The following is a 17,843-nucleotide window of genomic DNA, read 5'->3' on the forward strand; positions in this document are numbered from 1 at the left end:
TCAATGGGGATTGAGCCGGAGGCCTTTGCTTGGCTGATGGGAATGTCAACCCCCCAATGAGTGATGGATGCAATTAGCAGCCACTGCTAGACCCCGATTGATGCTGAATTGAAGTCAAGATGAATCTCATCGCTGCCCCTGCATGCACAGCGGCTTTTCTGGTCGGTGATGCCCAGTGTGGTCAGATTCAAAATCTGTTGCGAGGTTCCAAAACACCGGTTTTGGCTCTGGGATCTCAGACCAGCGCTCTTGCAGAGATTAGTGCGGGGCTACTCCAGCAGCGCGAGGCCGGGTACCCCACCAGCACCCTGCACCTGATTGCCCACGGCCGGGCGGGCGCATTTCGGATTGGTGAACAGTGGATTGATGCCGAGGCGTTGAAGGCCCATGCCTCGGATCTTGCGCGTTGGGGTGTGGAGACGATTGCGCTGTGGAGTTGCCATGTGGGCGGCGATGCCGGTTTTGTGGCGCTGCTGCAGGAGCTCACTGGGGCGCAGGTGCTGGCCAGTGCTGATTGGCTGGGCCGAGATGTCGACGGAACTGAGCGGTTGCAGCTGGGGGCGTGGTCTCTAGCGGATGTCACCAATGCATCGGTATGGCCGGAATCGTTTCGTTTGGCAAAAAATGATGTAGATAAAACTGAGCCTGGAATTTGGTTTACGGCTGATAATGGATCACACATTTATCTGAATGGAAAACAATTAGAGGTTAAAAAAAATGGTGAAATCCAGCCTGGCACTTGGAATTGGAAGGAGGGTTTTTATCTTCCACTTGATGATGTTGTTTTAAGAGCGGGCAGGAATGTTTTGGCTATCACTGGCTGGGATAGCGAAGCAATTGCGGCTATCAATGGCCATTTTAAGTTTTCGAAGGATGTAGAAATCGGCACATCATCTGTCGGCTGGAAGGTTTGGAATGCGGACACAGTAAAGAATGGTGATTCCTCAACTAAAGGCACTACGGGGCTTTATTCCTATTACCTTGGATATGACAATAACGGCAAGGTAATTAGTCATGATAATTCTAAAAAGCACGATGAGTTTCCTGAGGATGAAGAGGCGCTTATAGCTCTATTTGAAAAGAAAAATCCTGGCTATACTCCTAATATACCTAAGGATTGGAAAAAAATTGGTTTTAATGATAGAGGGTGGGTGACGCCGGGCGTGAGTACGGGTAATCCCGATCCCTGGGGGGACCAGACACCAGATTCAACCTGGATCTGGTATGGGGAGAGGAAGACCGATGGTATCAAGCCAGATCAAGATAGTACTAATCCCTGGGTGAAGCATAACTTGTCTCTTTTCAGGTTTAGTTTTGATACTAAATTTAGGATAGAAGGAACAGGTTTCTGCGAAACAGAAGTCGATTCTGGAACGTCGTGGCCGACCGCGAACGCAGAATTTGAGATCCTGTTTAATGAGCCACTAAAAAGCGATGAGAGGTTCAGTTATACGCTTGTTGGTAATGGAGACGGAGGAGCTTTTGAGCTTTTAGATCTGGATCTAATTGCATATGATGTGGAAAACAAGATTGTTCCAGGCGGCGTCGAGAAACTCGAAAGAAGTGATACGTATCAGGGAAATATTGTTGTTGCTTTTGGAGTGGAACGAGTTGAGTGGGCGGCAAGCTGGAAGAAGACGGATGGAGATCTGACGGGTCAAGAGAGCGTCACGCTGACCTTTAAGCAGGGGGGAGGTGAGAGTAATGGCGTGATTACGACTGATACGAAGAAGGTGGTTCTAGATGAAAATGGTGATGGGGAGTGGGAGAAGAATTGCCCGCCTGTAGTACCCGATGAGCAGGAGATGAATCTTCGTGCGGAAGCGGCTTGTGTGGTGGAGGGCGAGTTGAGTGATAACACCGCTGAATTCACATTTACGGTTGATTTTGATCCGTCGCCGACCACTGAATCCATCGATCTTGATTATGTGATTGAGCCAAGTGATGGCCTGATTGATCAGGATTATGGCTTCAACCTTCAGCTGTCTGATGGGGTTTCGATCAAGGCAGGTGGAGCCGACGGTGTACTTGAGGTGGAAGAAGGCGTCAGCGATTTCACGATCACCATTACGGCGTCTGCTGCCGACAGCCTCAAAGGCGATGAAGAAATCAGGCTGACCCTCAACGACGGCACCGAAGTGCATCAAGAAACGGCAAGCCTGGCCGAGCTCGACTGTGCTCCTGTTCCTCCTGATGAACTCGGCAAAACCGATGTGGAGTTGTACCTGCTGATGGACAACTCCACCTCGATGCTGCAATCCGATCCGTCGACGGCCCTGGCCGGGCAGGCCAATCGCTTGGAAAGTCAGGACCGCGTTTCCCTGTATGCCTATCAGCAGGCCTTGGAGAAAGCGGGCTATGGCTTTAGCCGCAAGGGCGAAAGTGGGGTGCTCTCCACGGCTGCGTTCAAAGACGCGGTGATCAAGAACTCTGCTGCTGATCTGGCCGAGGTGCTCAACGACTTTGAGGTGATCGTTGATCCCAATTACTCTGGAGAGGCACAGGATCTCACGTTGCATTTGATCAGCTACGGCTATGCCGTGGATTACGGCTCCGTAACGATCACTGCAGACGATCCCAGTGCCGGCAAGCGGGCCGCCGAGGCAATTATCGGCTTGCAGACTCCCGATCAGATCTACGGCAATTCGATCGACGGCAACGCCTTGTGGGCCGAGCGTGGGCTGCCCGCCGTGACCGCGAATGACACGTTCTGGGGAGAGGGGCGCCCCGCTTCCAATCTCTACTCAGGCACAGAAATGCTTGGTGCGCTGGAGGGATTAGAGCATTTGCTGGCGGCCCAGCTAAATCGTTCCGATGCCGATCCAATCACCACTTACATCAACATGACCACCGACGGCCGCCCCGAGCGGCGGGCTTGGTGGGATACGCGCATCGGTTCCGGTTCCGACTCACTCACGGGCCAGCCTGTGCCTCTCCCCGGCAGCCTGGGTGGGGATGCCATCACCACCTCCGGCCTGCTTTACGACATCGATGGTGATGCCACCTTCCTGAACAACAACGCGGGTGAGCAGCAGTGGACTGCGATGCAGAACCGTCTGAATGCAACCCTCGATGCCATCGCGGCGCAGCAAGCCGACCCGGCCAATCGTTTGCAGGTGTCGGTGCTGGGCATGGGTGATGGTAGTGATGCCAATTTCCCAGCGATCTACAGCGATCTCTTTGGGCTTCGTACCTTTAACAACAGCGGTGGTGGTTGGAGTTACGACTACTTCACCAGCTACGCCTTGCCCGACTTCATCGGCTGATCGTTGCATTGGTCCTTCAGCTGCCGCCGCAACCAGTCGGCGGCAGCGCCGGGCTTTTGCTCGCTCCAGTTCTGCAGGTCTCTGGCTTCTTCCTCCAGGGCGTCCACGCGATGAGCGTTGTCGAGCTGATCGGTAAGTTCCGGTTGGCGGCAGTGCTGCAGCCGGTGCATCGCCTCATGCAGCAGCGTGCTTTTGAGCGCAGCATCGTTGCTGTGGTTGTTGCGGCAAAGGCCGATGCGGTTGCGCGCTGGGGCGTAGAACCCATCCAAGCCAGCAGGGCAGTCATCCAGCAGCAGCACCCGCGTTTGGCCGGCGATCTCCATCTGGGCGATCAGCGTGAGGAGGCCCAGGCCGGCCGCTGCACTCAAGACTTCTGGCCCAGCTTCGGCTCGGTGCCATTGATCAGCCGCTGGATGTTGCTGCGGTGTCGCCAGAGCACCAGCAGCATCGCCACCAGGGCCACCACCAGATTGGCCGTGCTGCCAGAACCGGCGGCCATCAGCAGCGGCAGGCTGATCGCCGCTAAAACGCTCGCCAGTGACACGAGTCTGCTCAGGCTGAACACCGCCATGAACACGCCAAAACTGGCCAGCCCCACCGGCCATGCCAAGCCGAGAAACATCCCTAATCCGGTCGCGACGGCTTTGCCGCCCTTGAAACCCAGCCAAACAGGCCAGATATGACCAGCCAGAGCGGTTAGACCTGCTAGCACCTGAATCCAATCGCCGAGGCCAAGAGCGCGGGCCAGCAAGACAGCGGCGGCTCCCTTGCCAACATCGATCAAAAAGACGACCAACGCGGGACCCTTGCCCACTTGCCGGAGCACATTGGTGGCTCCCGTGGAGCCAGAACCGAGTTCGCGCAGGTCAATGCCTTTGAGCCAGCGACCTGCAAGCCAGCCACTGGGGATGGATCCGAGTAGGTAGCCGAGGAGAAGAGAAAAGAAATCCATCAGAGCAGCTCGTTGTCGTCGTCGTAGATCTCACCAGGGCCAGCCGCAAAGGCCATCCACAGCGGAAACTGAAGCACGGGGATGTCGACGACGCGCTCAGCGGCATCGATCACGATCAAAGGAACTTCACCGCGTTCTTCCAGGCGGTCGGCGCGCTCTACCAAGGCATCACCCCGTTCAAACAGCACGATGCCGCTGTTTGGACCAAAGTCTTCTCGGCCTAGGCCAAGGGCATCTTGCAATCCGCGCCGCCATTCGCCGAGTCGCTCTGGTTGCCCGGCCAAAACAAGGGTCTGAAATTGATCGCCATAAAGATCGCTAAGGATGGCGATCAGGGCACTCCCGACTAAAACGTTGCGCGGGCGATTCCCACGGCTGGATTGGGCTCCCCGTCCGCCCTGATTGAAGAACCAGTCCTCAAGAAGGGCGATATCGCTGTGGTCGAGGCTGCGGCGCAGCTTCCAAGGATCGGCATAAAAATCAGGTTGCTCGGCAAACCGCTCGAGGTTGGCGCGAATCAGGGCTTCATCGGGCCGGAAGGTATCGGCGACGGCTGGCGTTGGCTCAGCGATGTGGGCCCCTTCCTGGCTGTTAGTCGCCTGTTGATCGAGAGGGGAAGGCTGCACCACCACCGGCTGAGACACCAGCTCGAGCTGCTCAACCGACTGCGCCATCCCCTGAAGCGCGCCGCTCAGATATTCCTGGAATCCCTTTACGCGCCGCGCAATGGCATCGGACTGACCGACGAAGCTTCCGGCAATCTCCTGCTCAAGCTGCAGTTTGCGTTGGTTGAGGCTGTTGATGTCTTGCTGCAAGGCATCGCGGCGTTGCTGTAGCTCGGTCAGGGCGAGGCTGATCAAGGCTTCTCCAGCGGGGCCTGAAGTCGTTTCTGCAGAGGTGTCGTCAGTAGAGGTCTCCTCAGCAGAGTTGTCGCTCTGTGGTGCTTCTGGTTCAGGTGACGATGTTTCGGCTGTCTCGTCGGAACGCTCCTGGGGCGTCAGATCGGTGTCGTCAGGCATGGTCTGCTCGTCCTTGAACTATTTCAGCTGATCGCGCGACGCAAGTCGAACCTTCTGTCCAAACGTGAGGAAAGCATTTCGTTTTCGTTACGCCAGCGACTGAAGAAAGAGTTCACTCACTCTGGCTCAGGGCTTGGCTTGTTGTAAGGGCCCCACCCGTTGTTCCAGTTGCTCTTGAAGTTCCGCTGGATTGAACAGGATGGGAAGGAAATGAATGCTTTTGGTTTCACGGAAGTAAAACAGTCCGGGTAGCCAAGGTGCGAAGAGACGCCAAGCCATCCATTCACGGAAAGGGAAACGGCGTAACTCTTGTTGTCCGCGCCACACCACCAGATCGTCTTCGCTGAATTCAAGTTTCAGGATGTAGGTCTGCACCAGAAGAAACACACCAAACAACCCCACCACGAGGGTTGGCCAGGGACTGAGGGGTAAGGGCCAAAGGGCTGCACTCAGCAGAAGAATCACCAATGCCAGCCTGGGGCTTGGGCTGATGATCACGCTGTTGGTTTTTGGGGTGGTTGTCATGGGGTTGCGTAATCAGCCGAACAAAATTTGTGTGAGCAAGACATCCATCAGGGCCACGGTGACAAGGATCATGACCACAGCTCCAGTGGTACTGGTGCCAACCTCTTTGGCACCACCTTTGGTGGTCATGCCCCATCCACAGGCAATCACGCCAATTTGAAGCCCAAAAACCAGAGCTTTGATCAGCATGAAGGGCAGATCATCAGGATCTAACCATGTCCTGACGGCGGTCCAAAACACGGCCGGAGGAATGCTGTAAAGGTTAGTGCTGCTGATTTGAGCGCTCCAGATTGCAACCCCAAAAAACAACAGGCATTGCACGGGTGCCATCACCACCATGGCGATGAGGCGCGGCACCACCAAGTACTCCACGGGATCGGTGCGGAGCATCGTGATCGCATCGATCTGCTCGGTGACCTTCATCGTTCCCAATTGGGCGGCATAGGCCGTGGCCACCTTTCCAGTGAGCAGCGTGGCGGTGAGCAGGGGAGCAATCTCCCTGGCGAGGCCAATGGCCAGAACACCCCCCACGGTGGATCCGGCACCCATGCTGTTGAGCTCCGCAGTGATTTGAATGTTGAATACGGTGCCGGCCGCTAAGGCCGTGATGATCACGATCAAAAAGCTTCCAGGCCCCGCTTCTTGGAGCTGATCAAACAGATCAATGGTGTTGATCCGGCCTTTCGTTGTGGCCGAGACAGCTTGTCCGCCGATCAGCAGGCTGCTGCCAAGTCGGTTCAGCCAGCGAGGGGACTTCATTGGGGGGAGATCAGGGAAAAGGCTTAAGCGCTGTGCAGATGAGCGCCGCGATCAGGCCAGCGTCGCATCAACAGAAGCCCGAGCACCACCAACACCGCTGGAATTAAACCCATGCAAAGGCGAATGGCAATCAGGGCTGATTCGGGCTGTTGAACGAAACTTAAGGCGCCATCGCAACTCTTTGTAGAGATGTATCCAGTGAGCGAAAGCAAAGCCCCAAAGACGCTCATGCTCAGTCCAATGATGAATTTTTGTCCAAATACCATCCATGCGGTGTACAGGCCCGCTGGGTGGGTGGGATCCGCGTCGATCGCATCAGGGAGCAGAGACCAGGGGATGAGGTAAGCCGTTGATGCCCCCAATCCCACCAGCATGATCAGGCCGATCACTGGGATTAAGGCAACCATTCCGCTGTTCTCAGGGATCGGGGTGAGGAGCATGGAGAGCAGGCAAGCAGCAATCCAGATGCTCGAACCCCAGCCGAGAGCCGTGATGCGTCCATGGCGGTTGGACAACATGCTCCACAGCTGGAGGCCGATTAATGCCGCAATATTGAAGGCAAGGAGCAGCAGGGTGGCCATTCCAGCGGGAACCTGGATGACTTGGACAAGCCAAATGAGGGCAACGACTTGCATCAGTTGAAGTCCGAACCACAGCAGCAAATAGAGCCCCAGAACGAGAAGGAAACGCGGGTTGGAGCGGATGCGTCTTAATTGCTGAAGTGTGGGCTCTTCGTTGCCACTTGGACGTTGCGCTTTTTTGGCGTAAGGGGCGAGGCCCCAGCAGCAGAGCAGGGTTGCGACCGCTGCGATCGTTCCCGTGATTTGTCCCATCAACAAGTAGCCACCGCCGCCTTCTCTCAAGACCAGATAGGCAACGAGTAACCCCATGGTTCCCGCGGTGATCGATCCGGTGAAGCGGGCCGCATTCAGGCGGGTGCGAATCGCCGTATCCAGGGTGAGTTCTGTGGAGAGCGCGGCATAGGGCAGGTTCACGCTCGTATAAGCCGTCATCAGCAGGATGGCCATCAACACGTAATACGCCGTGCGCTGCAGGGTGCTCCCCTCTGGGACCCACCACATCGCTGCCAGGCTGATCCCTAAAGGCAACGCGGCTGCAAACATCCAAGGAAGTCTTGGGCCCCATCGACTCTGGGTGTGATCGCTCATCCAGCCGATCAGGGGATCATTGATCGCATCCCAGATTTTGATCACGGTGAGCAAGGAGCCGGCAATGAAAGCTGGCAACCCTGCGGCACAGGTAAAAAACGGGAACAGATAAAACCCCAGTGTTGTGGCGGCCAGTCCGGTACCTGCATCCCCAAGCCCGTAAGCGAGCATGAGACGGCGACGGGAGCCCTCGGGGCGAGCTGTTGAAGTCAATCCTGAACAGGGGGGCACGCGGACCGTCATAATGCTTGGGCACGCGACCTAACAGCTGCCTTCTTCTGGCAAGCAGTTCGGACGTACTAGTGCGGGCGTAGTTTAGTGGTAAAACCTCAGCCTTCCAAGCTGATGATGCGGGTTCGATTCCCGCCGCCCGCTTGATTCAAAGACTCAGGCGGTCTGCGTACTCCTGAGCCACCATCACCACCAGGCTGCGCGCCTCCAACGGAACCCCAGAGGGCGTCCAACGTTCGATTTGTGTTGGTAGATCCTCTCCAGCAGGCAATGCTGTGTCGATCAAGCGACACCATGGCGAGGCCGCTTCCGGCAGGTCGAAGTGCATCGACTTGAAGTAGGCGTTGAATCCCATCCACAACACGGCACCTTGGTGTCCTTGCTGCAAGCTCAGCGCTAAGCAGTGGGACCAATTCGCCCAGTCAGGTTTGCTGAGCTCTACCCCGTGCCACTGGCGCCACAGCTTGTCTGAATCTCCTGATCGGAGTGGTTTCTTTTCGTTGTGAGGCTGGATCGGATTGAACAAGCTCGCAAGTTGTTGGCGCACGTCGAGTAAGCGCCGCACGAAGGTCTGTAACTCGTGATCGCAGTGATCGTCTCCCCAGATCATCCAGCTGAGAGGGCTGTCCTGGCACCACGTGTTGTTATTTCCTCCCTGACTGCGCCCGACTTCATCGCCCATCAGCAGCATCGGGACACCACGACTCAGCAGCAAGGTGCTGAGCAGATTGCGTTGTTGGCGCTGACGTAGTGCCTGGATAGCGCGATTGCTGCTCGGCCCTTCGACGCCATGATTCCAGCTGTTGTTGTGGTTCTCACCGTCTCGGTTGTTTTCACCATTGGCCAGATTGTGTTTGTTGTTGAAGCTCACAAGGTCCAAGAGGCTGAAGCCGTCGTGCGCCGTAATCAGGTTCACTGAGCTGCCAAGACTGGCTGCTTTCCCGTTGTACAAATCGGGGCTGCCACGAAAGCGTTGTCCAAGAGCCCAGGTGCTGCCCTCATCTCCTTTCCAGAAACTGCGTAAAGCATCACGGAAGTGTCCGTTCCAGGTGCCAATCCTTTTGGCCGGAAAATCACTCAGCCGGTAAAGCCCACCACAATCCCAGGGTTCGCTCACCAACTTGAGTTCACTCAGCTGCGGATCAGCCTCCATCGCTTCAAACAGGGGAGGGTGTTCCAGCGGTTTCAGCTTCTCTCCACGGCTGAGAGCAATCCCTAAATCGAAGCGGAAGCCGTCAATGCCCAGTTCAATGGCCCAGCAGCGCAGTGATTCGAGGATGAGTTGTCTGGAGAGTGGATCGTTGGCAGCAATGCTGTTGCCACAACCGCTCACATCCATGTACTCACCTGCATCGCTCTGGTGGTAATAGTTGCGATCGGCAAACCCCCTCCAGCTCAGGGTGGGTCCGTTGCGGTTGCCCTCCGTGGTGTGGTTGTAAACCACATCCAAAAGCACCTCAATTCCTGCGTCATGGCAGGCCGCCACCAGTTCACGCACCTGGTCTCGAGCGGAGTGGGGGTCCGCGCCGACCGCGTATTCGTGATGTGGTGCGAACCAACTCAGAGGGCTGTAACCCCAAACGTTGTCACGACCAGCGGGGGCATCGTTGGGATCGAAGGCTTGGATCGGTAGCAGTTCGATCGTGGTGACCCCGATCTCCTTTAGGTAGGGGATCTTGTCGATCACTCCTAAATAAGTTCCGCGTCGATCGCGGCTGATACCGCTGTCGGGGCGTTTGGTGAACCCTCCGATGTGGAGCTCGTAGATCACGGTGTCTTGCCAGCTATGGCGAGGCCGGGGATGGGCTTGGAAATCGAACGGATCTCGCTCGGAAACCACCGATTTCAAGCACCTGTCGGAGTTGGGTGATGTGCCGGTCGCCGCTACACGCTGATAAATTTTCCAGCCATCAATGGCGCGGGCGCAGGGGTCAACAAGCACCTTGGCGGGCCGAAATCCATGGCCACCTGGCTCAATGGGGCCAAACACCCGATAGCAGTAGCAACATCCAGCACCAAGACCTTCGACCTCGACATGCCAATAATTGGCGGAGCGATGCTGCTCCGACAGCTCAATCACCTGTTCGGGTGCCTTTGCCTCAGCATCGGAAAAAATCAGCAATTCGAGCCGATTGGCCGCTGGCGCCGCAACGGAAAAATTCACACCGCGTGGTGTGATCGTGCTGCCTAGGGGCCAGGGATTGCCGCGATGGATCGTGCTCAAAGATCCGCCCGCAGATCGCAGGACGTACTTCCCTCAAAGTAGAGGGTGTGATGGAACTCCACCGAAATGACGATGACCTCGGCTTTGGAGTCAGGCCGACCACCTCAGCAAATCTTGGACAACCTTTGGCTGTTTCCACCCAATCGAGATTGTCGTGGTGGGTCGTCTTGGTGGCTCGATTTGGACCCAGAACCCGTCCTGATTGATTGCCCACCGCTGACCGAGGCCAGCCTTCAAGCCCTGCATGACCTGGCATCTGATCGTTCAGCTCGGATTCTGCTGACGAGTCGCGAGGGGCATGGACGCCTTCGTCGCTTGCAAGAACGATTGGGATGGCCTGTGTTGGTTCAAGAGCAAGAGGCTTACCTATTACCAGGGGTTCAACCCCTTGAGACTTTTGTTGATTCCCACATCACAGCCTCCGGTTTAAGGCTGCTTTGGACGCCTGGACCCACGCCAGGAAGCTGTGTTGTGCACGCTCCAGCCCCTCTGGATGTGCTGTTTTGCGGACGATTGTTAATTCCAGTTCAAGAAGGTGAAATGGCTCCTCTTCGTCATCGACGCACGTTTCATTGGCCGAGGCAGCAGCTCAGCCTTCAGCGTCTGCGCGATTGGATTCCTCCAGAATCAAGTCCAGCACTGGCTTCTGGAGCAGGCCTTGGGGCGCTGCGAGGTGGGCGCTTAGCTCCTTTTGACAGTTGGAGTCCTGCCCAATCAGATCTGCTTCCTCAAGACTGATTGGGTGAATGCGTTGCGGCACAGGGTTTTTCGGTTGCCTCAAGGCGCTGACCTCCATACGATTGGCACGCTCAAGGAAGCCGTGCGGATGTTGACCTCCGCAACGTCAACCACCCCGCTCTCGCTCCATATCACTCCTTCCATGAACAAAGCTGATCTCGTCAACCTCGTTGCTGCTCGCACCGAACTCACCAAAACCGACGTCTCCCTCGTTGTGGACGCCGCTATCGACACCATCATTGATTCCGTTGTCGAAGGGAAAAAAGTTTCCATCCTTGGTTTTGGTTCGTTTGAACCACGCGAGCGTTCTGCTCGTCAGGGCCTGAACCCCAAAACTGGTGAAAAGATCAAAATTCCTGCCAAGCGTGTTCCCGCCTTTACCGCTGGCAAAATGTTCAAAGACCGCGTCCAGGGCTAGATCAAAGAGTCTCTGCTGATCACGGGGTGGTCTTTTGACCACCCTTTTTTGTTGATATGAGCGATCAGCACTATCGATGGCTATCGAGCTTCCCGATCACCTGAGTCGAGTCCTGCAGAACGGCCAGAGACTGCGCCAACAGGGTTACCGGGGTCGCTTTGCTCCCACGCCCTCCGGTCCACTTCACCTCGGCAATGTGAGGACGGCTCTTCTGTCCTGGCTGCATGCCCGAGTCAACAACGGGCAATGGTTGTTGCGGGTCGATGATCTCGATACGCCAAGGATTCGTTCTGGCGCCATTGACTCGGTGCTGCAGGACCTCCGCTGGCTAGGCCTCCACTGGGATGGCCCCCTTGTACGGCAGAGCAGACGACGAGGCCTCTATGGCTCATTCCTTTCAAGCTTGCGGAAGCAGGGTTATCTCTATCCCTGTCGCTGTAGTCGCCGTCAGCTTGACGGTGCAGGCATCTATCCAGGAACGTGCAGGCGGCTCCCACAGGACTGGGGCTTGAGGAATGCGCGATTACCGGCATGGAGATTGCGCGTTGCTGAGCCCTTCTGCGCTCAGGTAGGAGATGTCGTTCTTCGTCGCGCCGATGGAGTCATCGCTTATCACCTGGCGACGTCCATCGATGAGTTGGCGATGGGCATCAGTGAGGTGGTCCGAGGGCAAGATCTGGTGTCGGTCTGTGCCGCCCAGATCGCTGTCATGTCCAGCCTGGGAATGGCCTCCCCGCGCTACGGGCATGTGCCGTTGCTCTGTGATCCGTCCGGCCAAAAACTGTCAAAACGCGAGCATGCGACAGGCGTGAGGTCGCTCCGTGATCGTGGAGATACGGCAGCGCAATTGATTGGCCAATTGGCTTCATCTCTTGGGCTCGTGCCTCCCGAGCATGCGATTTCGGCTGAAGAATTGCTGGAGGAGCTGAGAGAGCGTCAGGACACGCTCATGTCATTGATTGTGGGGGCTGATTCTTCAGGAAAAGTTCGGGATCGCAATTAAGAAAAGGCCTCAAACTAAACGTCTTGAAACGGCAACAGCAACCATGACCTGCAGAAGCTGCGGCGGCAGTGGCATTCAGCGAATCAATGACAAGCGTTTTCGTACTTGTCTGGATTGTTTGGGGCAAGGCGAGCCCACGAAGAGTCAAAATCAAGAGTTAGGCATGTCTCTGCCAGCCCTTGGAATTCAGCACTCCACGGCCCTTCCTGAGCCGGTTAACGCAGTTGTTTCTTCCTCTGTTGCCAAATAAAGAAGGCGGCGGTCACCACGACAGCCAACAAAGGCACAGTGGTGAACAGCAGAAGGGCGACAGCAGTCCAGTCGGTGTACATCCGATCCGAGAAATAGCTGTCGCATCCTCTCAGGAGATCGCCATTTCTGGGGCGATTCTGTTGGTCCTTGGTGGTGCTTTTATCGGTTCCGCTTCTGCTGCTTCGCTTCGGAGCGTTAATCCTGTTGCGTTGGATTGTTTTCGATTCGAGCGAATCGACAGCTGTCAGGAAGCTTTGAACCGTGCTGAACAGCTGCAGCGCAGTGCATCAGCACGTGACCGTTATCCCTGTCAAACCATGCTTTTGGGGCTGCAGTCCGATCTCGTGATGGTGCAGCTACGTGCTGGACGTGGAAAAGACGCTGTCAATTTTTTGACGGCTGTGAATGTTCAGTGTCAGGGCTTTTGAGGCTGGATGCGGTCAAACTGGTTTCAGTTGTTCAGCAGCTCATGCCAATCCAGCGACCTTTTGATGGGCGTTTAAGCGCAGTGGTTCCTCTTCTCATCGGCTGTGTTTCCCTGGTTGGCGTCTCCGTGAAAAGCCAGGTTCGTTTCAATGACTGCCAACCGGTGGCCGGTGGAGGCGTGACCTGCAACACGGTGCCTTACGGGAACACAAGAACGCAGATGATTGATGGTCAATATGGGCTTATGGATCAAGCCAGCCCTGGATGGGCCGAATATGACCCCTACGAAGGGTATGAAGACATGTTCGGTGGCAACCAGACTTGAGGCAATCTTCGTCAGTGACGCCGTGGATCGCCAGCTGAGCGTTCTTGGATATTTCCTGCAAGGTCGTAGGCCTCACGGGATGGATTAGGGGATGCAGGGTCGGGCAGGATCACCCTATGAACTGGGCGGTGAGGGGGCGATTTTGATGATTTCCATGCTTTTCCACAACTTTTCCACAGCCGCTGAATCCGGATTGTTTGGAGTCAGAGCAACGCCGTAGCCCGGGATCGAACGTCCTGCTTCTGTTTTCAGATTGCTTTATTTCGTTGTTTGATGCTGATGGAACCAATTTCATATTGTTTGTACTGCTGTCATAGAAAGGGTTTGTTGCATGTAAGCGGGCTCACATTGTTGTCATCTAAAAGTTGCTTCAATTCATGACTGAACCTGCTCGGTTGGCTTTGATGAGCCTGACCAACGCCATGACGTGAACAAAAATCTGTTTTGGTTTGAAATTAGTGTGGAAAAACAGATGCTGAGAGAGGAATTTGGCGAATCAGCAAGCATCCGTGTTTTTATTCTTCGCCCAGTCTTGAAAATCTCGATGATTTTTCCATCATTTCGCCATCTTTTCGCCATCGCTGTAGGCGATTTGTAAGGCTTTAGCGATTCGCCTGAGGGGGCGGACTCAGCCCAAGCTTTTCTCCATTTTGAAATGCAAGAACGGCACGCCCGCGATCGTGAATGGCTCAGGAGCGATCACCATCCAACCCCGTCGCTCCAGCATGGGCCGACTGAGGAGGCTGGCTTCTGTTTGCAACCGTTTGATTCCCATGCGTTGGGCATCGCATTCAATGGCCTTAAGCAGCGCTGAGCCATGTCCCTGTCGAGACGATCGACCTCGGCAGTACAGCATCGACAGTCGGTTGGAGGGATGGCGGATCGCGAACCCATCATCGACTCCACTGATCCAGCCTTGGCCTTCTTCCAAGGTGCGATCCAAAATTCCTGGGAGCCAAGCGAGGCTTGCCCAAGCGTGTATTTGTTCTGGGCTGTAAACCTGAGCGGCTTGACTATGAATGGCATCCACGAAAATTTCGCGTAGCAAAGGGATGTCAGTGGCTTGGATGGGTCGCATGGCGACGCTTCGCAAAACGTTGCAAAGCGGGTAAAGTGCGTGTACTTATTTGAAGCTGATGAATTCCGTCTCCCAGTCCCAAGAAGATTGGTTCCAGAACGGCTCTTCAGAGCAAAGCAAGTCTGGGCGATTTGTTTCTGCAGAGCTCCTCAATGGACGCTTAGCCATGCTCGGCATTGTGATCGGCGTGCTCACGGAGGCCTTGTCAGGGCATGGCATTCTGAGCCAAATCACATTTGGCGTTTTAGGAATTAACTGATGACTGATTACTCTGTTTGGATTTATGCAATGTTGGCTGTGGGTGCACTCATTACAGCCGCTGTTGTCTTCACCCTTTCTCAGCCAAGTGATTTGCCTTACTTGAAAAAGAAATAGATCGACCTGTTACGTCTACGTCTACCTAGCCCCAGAACGTTGCTGCTGACAGCTTTGGGGTTTCAAAAATTGTGTCGTGTTGAATCTGAAGATGAATGATCGCCACCTTCATCCGGGTGTCATCAATCGCCACGCATCGATTTCGCTTCTGTGAAGACTCGGAAATCGATAGGGTCGTTACACCATTCTGAAACCAGTGGTTTCTAGGGCCGAAGCCACTGGTATTGAGATCTCAGGTGCGGCGCTTTTAAGCGTTCTCAACCGCGCCGAGGTGGATGTTGTTCATGGTGTCAGTGAGATCACCAATGTCGAGCAGACCTTCAGCGCTAAACCAAGGAGCATTGGCCCAGCTGAATCCCTCCCCAAAGGTGTTGTCTGGAGCTACGACATACCAATGACAAGCCGTATCAGGGACGTCTACGGCACATTTCGACCAATCGTTGGACCACTGGGGGACCTGAACCCACATCACAGCCGCAAACAACAGCGAAGCAATCGATCTGAGCATCTCATTCCTAGACGGCTTGACATCGTAATGGGATTTTGTGGATTTAAAACATTCTTGGCATGCCCTATTAATTCCAAAAGCATTCAAAGCCAGTTGCCGCAGTCTTTTCGCTCTTCAGATTGCCTCTGGAAATAGCCGATGGGATGGTGAATCTGATCAGAGAGGTCGAGCTAGCGCTTGGGCGCAAAGCGATCAATTGCAGGCTTGATGACGTATGCGAAACAATTAAATAACATCCTATGGAGTAAGAAAGTCTGTACGTAAATAGATAGCCGTTATTCGTCAGAAGATAGTGGAGATGGATTTACTGCAGGGCTCATTGACTAAGCCTGCGAATATCTGCGCCTCTTCTGTTGTGGTTGGAAAAATATGACCGTTGGTGCTTTGTCCCTATCTGGAGCGTCTCAGCTTCCTTTCCTGGCATGCTTTTCGCGGGCCTGACGTCGCTTCATGGCGTGCAAAAAGCCTTTTTCTAGAGATGTGAGTTTTGGATTGGATTCTCCAATTGCATCGTGGGCGCGTTGCTTCGCGTCATCGATGAATTTATCTCCTTTGTCGAAGCCCATGTCGATCTCACGTTTCGTGCAACGTAGACACGTTGTTTCCGCTTGACATCTTTGTCAGCTAACCCTGTGAATTGCTTGCGACCATTGTCGGGCGTTGTCATCAAAGGGGTTGAGAACAAAATCGAATGGATCGTCAGCTCGTACTTCCAAAGAATGAAAACAGATTTCATTTGCTTGGCGCATCCCTTTTGGTTTGGGGCAGCATCGCTGCCTTGATTGGCTGGGGTGTCATGAGTGCATACCCAGCCCTTTGATGTTGCTTAACAGGTGCTACCTCAGGCGATGACCTGGTTCAGTCACCACTGAGGTTCCCTTGGTTGACCTTGGTTGACCGCTTCACGGTGTAGATCTCAATGCGCTTGAGTATCACCAGGGACGTCTGATCCTTTGTGCTTCGTCGCTTGTAGACCCAACCCTTTATGGCAGAAGACATTCAGCAAACTCATCCGCTTTATGCATCGGATCGGGATATTTTGGACTCTTTGCTTGGTTTTGAAGGAGTTCCTGGCCCCGACCAGCTGACGTCCGCAGCAAGACTTGCGACGCGTTATGGAGACTTTCCTGGGGCTGATGACATCAAGACAGACTTGCAGAAAGTTGTCGCTGCTTGGGGCTTCACTCGCGACACACTTAATCGTCAATGCAGAGAGATCTGGGCCAGCGGTTGGCGTCCAGGTCAAAGTCTCAATGATGAGGTTGGTTCTGGATCGGATGTCAGCGATTCGGATGCCCCATAACGATGTAACCCGCCACTTGATGGCGCATTTTTAAGCTTTTCTCGCTGAAAAGTTGAAAACAATGGATGGAAGAAGGGCTGGTGTTGCGGCATGCCCCTGCGTTGTAAGAGCAGGGATAAGACGTCTTGGGGAGTGGAACGACATCACAATCCAGAAGATTGCTGTTTAGAAAGGATTTGTATTTGGCTGGCCCATGGATCTCATCGCTTTGTTGACGGCTGTTCCAGCAGCTCCCTATGCCTGGTCTCTTGTGCTGGCTGGCGCGGTTGTGATTGTCAGCATTGTTCCTTTAGGTGCGGCGCGCTCCCAGGCTGACTTCACCATGGCTGACATGAATGCGCCAAGGGCGATGTTTGATCGCCTGCCCGCGTGGGGGAAGCGTGCCAGTTGGGCCCATCAGAACAGTTTTGAAGCGTTTGGTCTTCATGCTCCTGCTGCTTTGTTGGCTTTAATCGCCGCTCTTCAAACAGGACCTTTGCCAGGTATTGCGGCCGTTGTGGCCCTCATTCAGCCCATCCTGCGACTTGTTTATATCGGTGCTTACGTCAGCAACATTGCGCCTTTAAGAGGCTTGTGCTGGGCGTCGGCGCTCTTCTGCACAGGCATTTTGTACGTGGAAGGCCTGAAAGCTCTTCTTCAATCGGCCTGACCGCCTCAGCGAGCAGCCCTCAACGGATCGAAACCGATTAATCGAAAAACAGAAGACTGACCACTTTCCCCATGTCTTCTGCACTTCTGCAGCTAGCAAGAAGTGTTTCGCTGTCATGAAACGCGAGACAGATCAATTGGTCACAACGGTTGATGATCTCTTGATTGCAGAGACTGCTGGCGATGGGCAACGGCAGATCGTCATGCTCAGGTTTTTCGATCAGATGGAGAACCTGATCTAGCTGGTCGCGAATTTCCGGGACTTGTCGATCGAGACTCTGGGGGAGCAGCACGGTGAGTCGCTCGCGATCAACGGCTAAGACCCCCCGAATCACGGCTGCATTGACACCCTGAGACCCAGAGGTCAGCAACGTATGCCCCTCTTGTGCCAAGGACCGAGAGATCAGTTCTACGAGATGAATCGCGACGACCGGAACGTGGCGGCTGCCAAGAATGGCAATTCTCCGCTTCCCCTTGTCCTGTAGGAGGGCAAGTTCTTGGGCAAGTGTGTCGACCCTGTCGAGTGCAGGAAGATCAAGAGAGCGGCTCAATGACATCCCACTGGCAGTTTCAAACGCTAGCAGCGCCCCTCGAGAGAGGTGTGCCCAAGTGATCGCTCCGCAA

At 54.9% G+C, this 17,843-nt stretch carries 20 protein-coding genes and 1 tRNA gene; 10 read left to right on the forward strand and 11 right to left on the reverse strand.

Annotated features, from left to right (window positions below; translation table 11 throughout):
* Positions 1-119 precede the first annotated feature (119 nt).
* Entirely contained in the window at positions 120-3,266 is a 3,147-nt protein-coding gene (locus tag DXY38_RS00235; protein ID WP_115069989.1) for a DUF4347 domain-containing protein, read from the forward strand.
* Here the strand turns inward: DXY38_RS00235 and DXY38_RS00240 are convergent.
* From DXY38_RS00240 to DXY38_RS00265, 6 genes are all read right to left on the reverse strand, one after another.
* A complete protein-coding gene (locus DXY38_RS00240; RefSeq protein WP_115069990.1) occupies positions 3,239-3,634 on the reverse strand; it encodes a hypothetical protein in 396 nt (131 codons plus the stop codon). The genes DXY38_RS00235 and DXY38_RS00240 overlap by 28 nt on opposite strands.
* A complete protein-coding gene (plsY, locus tag DXY38_RS00245; RefSeq protein ID WP_115069991.1) occupies positions 3,631-4,218 on the reverse strand; it encodes a glycerol-3-phosphate 1-O-acyltransferase PlsY in 588 nt (195 codons plus the stop codon). Before plsY ends, DXY38_RS00240 begins: the two co-directional genes overlap by 4 nt.
* Entirely contained in the window at positions 4,218-5,237 is a 1,020-nt protein-coding gene (locus tag DXY38_RS00250; RefSeq protein WP_115069992.1) for a DUF3086 domain-containing protein, read from the reverse strand. Before DXY38_RS00250 ends, plsY begins: the two co-directional genes overlap by 1 nt.
* A 126-nt stretch (positions 5,238-5,363) precedes the next feature.
* Positions 5,364-5,762 carry a DUF3119 family protein gene (locus tag DXY38_RS00255; protein WP_115069993.1) on the reverse strand — a complete coding sequence of 133 codons (399 nt, stop codon included), beginning with the start codon at positions 5,760-5,762 and terminating at the stop codon, positions 5,364-5,366.
* A 12-nt stretch (positions 5,763-5,774) separates the two neighbouring features.
* Entirely contained in the window at positions 5,775-6,521 is a 747-nt protein-coding gene (locus DXY38_RS00260; protein WP_115069994.1) for an ABC transporter permease, read from the reverse strand.
* A gap of 23 nt (positions 6,522-6,544) precedes the next feature.
* The gene (locus tag DXY38_RS00265; protein ID WP_115069995.1) at positions 6,545-7,861 is read right to left on the reverse strand and encodes an MFS transporter; all 1,317 of its coding nucleotides are present in this window, start codon (positions 7,859-7,861) and stop codon (positions 6,545-6,547) included.
* 133 nt (positions 7,862-7,994) lie between these two features.
* On the opposite strand from DXY38_RS00265, the gene DXY38_RS00270 reads away from it, so the two are divergent.
* Positions 7,995-8,065, forward strand: a tRNA-Gly gene (locus DXY38_RS00270).
* Positions 8,066-8,069: 4 nt separating this feature from the next.
* Here the strand turns inward: DXY38_RS00270 and DXY38_RS00275 are convergent.
* On the reverse strand, positions 8,070-10,145 hold the full coding sequence (locus tag DXY38_RS00275) for a glycogen-debranching protein (protein ID WP_115069996.1): 2,076 nt from the start codon (positions 10,143-10,145) through the stop codon (positions 8,070-8,072).
* A 66-nt stretch (positions 10,146-10,211) separates the two neighbouring features.
* Here DXY38_RS00275 and DXY38_RS00280 point away from each other — a divergent pair, with 66 nt between their 5' ends.
* The 5 genes from DXY38_RS00280 (at position 10,212) to DXY38_RS00305 (ending at position 13,307) form a co-directional block, all read left to right on the forward strand.
* The gene (locus DXY38_RS00280; protein WP_115069997.1) at positions 10,212-10,883 is read left to right on the forward strand and encodes an MBL fold metallo-hydrolase; all 672 of its coding nucleotides are present in this window, start codon (positions 10,212-10,214) and stop codon (positions 10,881-10,883) included.
* A gap of 142 nt (positions 10,884-11,025) precedes the next feature.
* Positions 11,026-11,301: an HU family DNA-binding protein gene (locus DXY38_RS00285; protein WP_011620102.1), complete on the forward strand. Its 276-nt coding sequence runs from the start codon at positions 11,026-11,028 to the stop codon at positions 11,299-11,301.
* A gap of 82 nt (positions 11,302-11,383) precedes the next feature.
* Positions 11,384-12,304 carry a tRNA glutamyl-Q(34) synthetase GluQRS gene (gene gluQRS, locus DXY38_RS00290; RefSeq protein WP_115070071.1) on the forward strand — a complete coding sequence of 307 codons (921 nt, stop codon included), beginning with the start codon at positions 11,384-11,386 and terminating at the stop codon, positions 12,302-12,304.
* A 179-nt stretch (positions 12,305-12,483) separates the two neighbouring features.
* Positions 12,484-12,984 carry a hypothetical protein gene (locus tag DXY38_RS13900; RefSeq protein ID WP_244278951.1) on the forward strand — a complete coding sequence of 167 codons (501 nt, stop codon included), beginning with the start codon at positions 12,484-12,486 and terminating at the stop codon, positions 12,982-12,984.
* A gap of 41 nt (positions 12,985-13,025) precedes the next feature.
* The gene (locus tag DXY38_RS00305) at positions 13,026-13,307 is read left to right on the forward strand and encodes a hypothetical protein (protein WP_115070072.1); all 282 of its coding nucleotides are present in this window, start codon (positions 13,026-13,028) and stop codon (positions 13,305-13,307) included.
* A 628-nt stretch (positions 13,308-13,935) separates the two neighbouring features.
* Here DXY38_RS00305 and DXY38_RS00310 read toward each other — a convergent pair.
* Positions 13,936-14,385, reverse strand: a complete 450-nt coding sequence (locus DXY38_RS00310; protein WP_115069999.1) for a GNAT family N-acetyltransferase — start codon at positions 14,383-14,385, stop codon at positions 13,936-13,938.
* Positions 14,386-14,443: 58 nt separating this feature from the next.
* Here DXY38_RS00310 and DXY38_RS00315 point away from each other — a divergent pair, with 58 nt between their 5' ends.
* Positions 14,444-14,644: a chlorophyll a/b-binding protein gene (locus DXY38_RS00315; protein ID WP_115070000.1), complete on the forward strand. Its 201-nt coding sequence runs from the start codon at positions 14,444-14,446 to the stop codon at positions 14,642-14,644.
* Positions 14,645-15,007: 363 nt separating this feature from the next.
* Here the strand turns inward: DXY38_RS00315 and DXY38_RS00320 are convergent, their stop codons facing one another.
* Together DXY38_RS00320 and DXY38_RS13550 are read right to left on the reverse strand one after the other, a co-directional pair.
* On the reverse strand, positions 15,008-15,268 hold the full coding sequence (locus DXY38_RS00320; protein ID WP_115070001.1) for a hypothetical protein: 261 nt from the start codon (positions 15,266-15,268) through the stop codon (positions 15,008-15,010).
* 404 nt (positions 15,269-15,672) lie between these two features.
* A complete protein-coding gene (locus DXY38_RS13550) occupies positions 15,673-15,834 on the reverse strand; it encodes a hypothetical protein (protein WP_006853551.1) in 162 nt (53 codons plus the stop codon).
* A gap of 419 nt (positions 15,835-16,253) precedes the next feature.
* Between DXY38_RS13550 and DXY38_RS00325 the strand changes: the two genes are divergently transcribed.
* Both DXY38_RS00325 and DXY38_RS00330 read left to right on the forward strand, forming a co-directional pair.
* Positions 16,254-16,571, forward strand: a complete 318-nt coding sequence (locus DXY38_RS00325; protein ID WP_006853549.1) for a DUF3288 family protein — start codon at positions 16,254-16,256, stop codon at positions 16,569-16,571.
* Positions 16,572-16,764: 193 nt separating this feature from the next.
* Positions 16,765-17,220, forward strand: coding sequence for an MAPEG family protein (locus DXY38_RS00330; RefSeq protein ID WP_006853548.1), 456 nt, complete (start codon positions 16,765-16,767; stop codon positions 17,218-17,220).
* 37 nt (positions 17,221-17,257) lie between these two features.
* Here the strand turns inward: DXY38_RS00330 and DXY38_RS00335 are convergent, their stop codons facing one another.
* Complete coding sequence (locus DXY38_RS00335) at positions 17,258-17,776, reverse strand: hypothetical protein (RefSeq protein ID WP_006853547.1); 519 nt, start codon at positions 17,774-17,776, stop codon at positions 17,258-17,260.
* Positions 17,777-17,843: the final 67 nt, after the last annotated feature.

Origin of the sequence: Synechococcus sp. UW179B, from assembly GCF_900474245.1 — a bacterium.
In the GTDB taxonomy this organism is placed as follows: Bacteria; Cyanobacteriota; Cyanobacteriia; order PCC-6307; family Cyanobiaceae; genus Synechococcus_C.

Bases quoted from the DNA above. Each gene is read 5' to 3' on its own strand.
- DXY38_RS00235 (WP_115069989.1), top strand. From the start codon at position 120: ATGAATCTCATCGCTGCCCCTGCATGCACAGCGGCTTTTCTGGTCGGT.
- plsY (WP_115069991.1), bottom strand. From the start codon at position 4,218: ATGGATTTCTTTTCTCTTCTCCTCGGCTACCTACTCGGATCCATCCCC.
- DXY38_RS00250 (WP_115069992.1), bottom strand. From the start codon at position 5,237: ATGCCTGACGACACCGATCTGACGCCCCAGGAGCGTTCCGACGAGACA.
- DXY38_RS00255 (WP_115069993.1), bottom strand. From the start codon at position 5,762: ATGACAACCACCCCAAAAACCAACAGCGTGATCATCAGCCCAAGCCCC.
- DXY38_RS00260 (WP_115069994.1), bottom strand. From the start codon at position 6,521: ATGAAGTCCCCTCGCTGGCTGAACCGACTTGGCAGCAGCCTGCTGATC.
- DXY38_RS00265 (WP_115069995.1), bottom strand. From the start codon at position 7,861: ATGCTCGCTTACGGGCTTGGGGATGCAGGTACCGGACTGGCCGCCACA.
- DXY38_RS00280 (WP_115069997.1), top strand. From the start codon at position 10,212: ATGACGATGACCTCGGCTTTGGAGTCAGGCCGACCACCTCAGCAAATC.
- DXY38_RS00285 (WP_011620102.1), top strand. From the start codon at position 11,026: ATGAACAAAGCTGATCTCGTCAACCTCGTTGCTGCTCGCACCGAACTC.
- DXY38_RS00305 (WP_115070072.1), top strand. From the start codon at position 13,026: ATGCCAATCCAGCGACCTTTTGATGGGCGTTTAAGCGCAGTGGTTCCT.
- DXY38_RS00310 (WP_115069999.1), bottom strand. From the start codon at position 14,385: ATGCGACCCATCCAAGCCACTGACATCCCTTTGCTACGCGAAATTTTC.
- DXY38_RS00315 (WP_115070000.1), top strand. From the start codon at position 14,444: ATGAATTCCGTCTCCCAGTCCCAAGAAGATTGGTTCCAGAACGGCTCT.
- DXY38_RS00320 (WP_115070001.1), bottom strand. From the start codon at position 15,268: ATGCTCAGATCGATTGCTTCGCTGTTGTTTGCGGCTGTGATGTGGGTT.
- DXY38_RS13550 (WP_006853551.1), bottom strand. From the start codon at position 15,834: ATGGGCTTCGACAAAGGAGATAAATTCATCGATGACGCGAAGCAACGC.
- DXY38_RS00325 (WP_006853549.1), top strand. From the start codon at position 16,254: ATGGCAGAAGACATTCAGCAAACTCATCCGCTTTATGCATCGGATCGG.
- DXY38_RS00330 (WP_006853548.1), top strand. From the start codon at position 16,765: ATGGATCTCATCGCTTTGTTGACGGCTGTTCCAGCAGCTCCCTATGCC.
- DXY38_RS00335 (WP_006853547.1), bottom strand. From the start codon at position 17,776: ATGTCATTGAGCCGCTCTCTTGATCTTCCTGCACTCGACAGGGTCGAC.